This is a genomic window from Anaeromassilibacillus sp. SJQ-1 (genome assembly GCF_046693725.1).
Classification (GTDB): Bacteria; Bacillota; Clostridia; order Oscillospirales; family Acutalibacteraceae; genus Anaeromassilibacillus.
Genome location: NZ_JBKEIV010000028.1, coordinates 1 through 2,825 on the forward strand (window position 1 = coordinate 1; position 2,825 = coordinate 2,825).

7 protein-coding genes are annotated in these 2,825 nt (G+C 51.6%); all 7 read left to right on the top strand.

The window, feature by feature from the left end; genetic code table 11:
* The first annotated feature begins 147 nt into the window (after nucleotides 1–147).
* The 7 genes from ACGCCZ_RS15800 (at nucleotide 148) to ACGCCZ_RS06995 (ending at nucleotide 2,824) form a co-directional block, all read left to right on the top strand.
* The gene (locus tag ACGCCZ_RS15800; RefSeq protein WP_425117355.1) at nucleotides 148–267 is read left to right on the top strand and encodes a hypothetical protein; all 120 of its coding nucleotides are present in this window, start codon (nucleotides 148–150) and stop codon (nucleotides 265–267) included.
* Nucleotides 268–418: 151 nt separating this feature from the next.
* Entirely contained in the window at nucleotides 419–745 is a 327-nt protein-coding gene (locus ACGCCZ_RS06970; RefSeq protein ID WP_411655643.1) for a hypothetical protein, read from the top strand.
* 31 nt (nucleotides 746–776) lie between these two features.
* On the top strand, nucleotides 777–1,379 hold the full coding sequence (locus tag ACGCCZ_RS06975; RefSeq protein WP_411655644.1) for a hypothetical protein: 603 nt from the start codon (nucleotides 777–779) through the stop codon (nucleotides 1,377–1,379).
* A gap of 16 nt (nucleotides 1,380–1,395) precedes the next feature.
* Entirely contained in the window at nucleotides 1,396–1,827 is a 432-nt protein-coding gene (locus ACGCCZ_RS06980; protein WP_054323119.1) for a hypothetical protein, read from the top strand.
* 29 nt (nucleotides 1,828–1,856) lie between these two features.
* Nucleotides 1,857–2,249, top strand: coding sequence for a hypothetical protein (locus ACGCCZ_RS06985; protein WP_411655645.1), 393 nt, complete (start codon nucleotides 1,857–1,859; stop codon nucleotides 2,247–2,249).
* A 175-nt stretch (nucleotides 2,250–2,424) separates the two neighbouring features.
* Nucleotides 2,425–2,610, top strand: a complete 186-nt coding sequence (locus ACGCCZ_RS06990) for a hypothetical protein (RefSeq protein WP_411655646.1) — start codon at nucleotides 2,425–2,427, stop codon at nucleotides 2,608–2,610.
* On the top strand, nucleotides 2,600–2,824 hold the full coding sequence (locus ACGCCZ_RS06995; protein WP_411655647.1) for a hypothetical protein: 225 nt from the start codon (nucleotides 2,600–2,602) through the stop codon (nucleotides 2,822–2,824). Before ACGCCZ_RS06990 ends, ACGCCZ_RS06995 begins: the two co-directional genes overlap by 11 nt.
* Nucleotide 2,825: the final 1 nt, after the last annotated feature.

A 2,825-nucleotide genomic window follows, 5' to 3' on the forward strand; every position in this document is an offset into this window, starting at 1 on the left:
CACGACCATTGAACTGAATTATGAACAGTTGCCTATCCTCCCAGCGGGACCGGTTGCTCATCTCACCTTCACCATCCATGATAGCAGAGTCTAGAGTTAGAGTGTACGGGCAACCGAGCCGGGCTGCTCCTGCTGGCGAAAGCCGTTTTGGGTATGGCGGAAACCATTCGTGAGGATGGATTCCACATCCATCTGGACGACCTATACGGCATCAACGCCGAGGGAAAGAGCATCCTGATCCGAAGGGAGGAACAGTCAAAGCCATGATCGTAAAAAACCTTTATCAACCCCGCCACGAACAAACAGTGGCGAATTGAAATAGATGATCAAACCATCCGAACCTGCTTGAATGGCGGGAAGGTCAAGGAAGATCCCGTGCGACTCCGCCTTTCAGGTCAAAAGCAAGGCGGCCAGCGCCATGATGGGCCAAATGCGGAAAGGATTTGTCTATCAGAATCTGGACGCCGCCGTTGGAGAAGCACGGTGCCACCGGTTTGTCTTGGAAAGGACAGCAACGGCTTCATGCCACTGGCTACTGCCCTCACACGGGATGACTTCTTCCGTCACGAGGGTGGCCGGCGATTTTGAGGACGAGATCCTCATCACTTCGATGGCAACGGGGAACCCCTCGAAACGGTTTCCCTGGGCGCCAAGAAGAATGACTTATGAGCAGATTCTCTGCCCCAATGATACCCTGCTGCTGAACAACAGCTATCTTCTCCAGCAGTCTCCTCCGTACCCATGAGATTACGCCCTTTGCCAACAAGAAAAACAGCATGAAGACTATGCTGGATCAGAGCGGCGACCTGGCTCGATGGTACACGGGCGAGGAGATCGTCGTCTTTGACTTTGGAAGCAACACTGAGGTATGGCGGGAAGCCGTGAAATGTAGGAAGTCGAAAGACCCGAATTTTGCCTATTATTGCTTTGGGATGCTCTCTCCCCGGCAGAGCAAAGCGGCATACCACGTCACCGAAGGCGAGTATGTGCTGGTTGATCTGAAGTCCGCCCAAAAAGTAGTGATCCCCAATGAGGGCTGGCATCCCTTCTTCTCCCCGGATGACCAGTGCTTTTCTGTGGGTGGCAAGTTCTATCTGACCCAGACCGGAGAGGAAATGGCCAATCCCTTCCCGTTTTCTGTCCAGCAGGGACTGAGCTTTTCGGATACCTGCATGGTACGGATAAGGGGCAGCCTGATGGCCATTCAGCAGGAGCGGGGCAGCTCACCCATAGAGCTGTGGGATACCAGCAGCGTCCAGCTGTTGGCCTCCATTGACGATCCCTTTGTGGTGCGGCAGACGAATTTTGCCTTTACGGGGTGCGGACTTGTCCTGCACACTGATTATGGGGCCATGAGCATCTATTCCTGCGCTCTCTGAAACAGAGGAATGGACTATGGATCATGATAGAAAAGAGCTTTTGGCACAGAAAAAAGTGCAGCTCAAGATACAGCAGAAAAGAGCAGAGATACTGCAATACAAAGACCATCTCACGAAAAGCATCAAACATTTTTCCAGAAAATACAGGTATGCGGATGAATCGGAATTGGCCAAACTCGAAACCTTCATCTCAAAACTTGATTTTGAACAGCCGGGGCAACTGGCAATCAAAGAAGTTTGCCCGTATCCCCACAGGAATGTCTACTTGTGCTTTTTGATGGGAACAGCCGCCTTATTTCAGATTTATATATTCGGAAAATATGCTGATATCATGAGCGATCATGATGAATGGGAAGTTTTCAGTCCGTACCTGTTACTTGTGGATGAGGATTTTATTCATTACACTTACATCAACGATGATGGCGAAGTCATGGAATCACAAGTATAGTGACGGCTGGGAAAGAGAGTGTCGCACCTATGAACAAAGAAACATTGACAGCAAAACTCCTGGACTTAGCCGAGGGGCGAGAAACTCCCGAAAGCTGGCGGGGCTGGTGGGACAAACATGAGCCGGAACTGGAACCCCTGCTCAATCGGGGAGAATTTCTGAAATTGAAGCCCTGCCAGCATGGTTTCCAGTGGGTTCCGGTACTTACCAGCCAAAAGGGAGCCATCGCCATTCTGGAAAAGAGCGGCACAGCATTTGAGGCCAGCAATCTCTACCAGGAGCGGTATCTGGCGGAGCTGGACGCTTTCTGCGAGGAGCAAAAGCGAGTGGCAGCGGGAAAAGCAAAAGGAATTCAAGGCCAACCACCCGGAGTTATTTTGCCGATACCCCAAGTTCTCCAAGGCGTTGTCAAAGGTGCTTGATCCCTCTGATGCGTATCAAGCTCGCCGCCACTGAGGAGCAGATCGCAGATCAAGAAAGAGTGCTGAACTTCACACTTCCGGCCCAAGCGCGGAAGTTTTTCCTGGCCTACCGCGGGCATCCATGTATCCACAGGTGTGATCCTTTCCCTTTCTGGGATGTTTGATCTGACCATTCATGGAGAGCGGTATTGCGTACTGGGCGAGTTCTGGAAGGAAGCGGACGGCGACGCAGCTCCTGCTCCACCCCGGTGAGGAAACCATCTGGTACTACGCCCATGAGCAGGACAAGGTAAAGCGCCTTTGCGATGATATGACGGAACTGCTGGAGAAAAAACTGGCGAGGTATCTCAATGAGCACTGAAAATATCGCCTATGAAAAACGCTATTGGGACTGGCGTGCGCAGTATGATACCATGTTTGCACCGGAGAACCGATTCCCTCCTGCAAGACGCGAATCTGGCCTGTACTTGAGCGGCGCACGAAAAACGCGAAAGCGTTTCACGATAAATGCGCAAACTCACACGAGTATGGAAGTCGTTCTGGTTAATATCGGCTGGCTGCAACTGAACGAGTAGA

Bases quoted from the DNA above. Each gene is read 5' to 3' on its own strand.
- ACGCCZ_RS06980 (WP_054323119.1), top strand. From the start codon at position 1,396: ATGGATCATGATAGAAAAGAGCTTTTGGCACAGAAAAAAGTGCAGCTC.
- ACGCCZ_RS06970 (WP_411655643.1), top strand. From the start codon at position 419: ATGATGGGCCAAATGCGGAAAGGATTTGTCTATCAGAATCTGGACGCC.
- ACGCCZ_RS06995 (WP_411655647.1), top strand. From the start codon at position 2,600: ATGAGCACTGAAAATATCGCCTATGAAAAACGCTATTGGGACTGGCGT.
- ACGCCZ_RS06985 (WP_411655645.1), top strand. From the start codon at position 1,857: ATGAACAAAGAAACATTGACAGCAAAACTCCTGGACTTAGCCGAGGGG.
- ACGCCZ_RS06990 (WP_411655646.1), top strand. From the start codon at position 2,425: ATGGAGAGCGGTATTGCGTACTGGGCGAGTTCTGGAAGGAAGCGGACG.
- ACGCCZ_RS06975 (WP_411655644.1), top strand. From the start codon at position 777: ATGAAGACTATGCTGGATCAGAGCGGCGACCTGGCTCGATGGTACACG.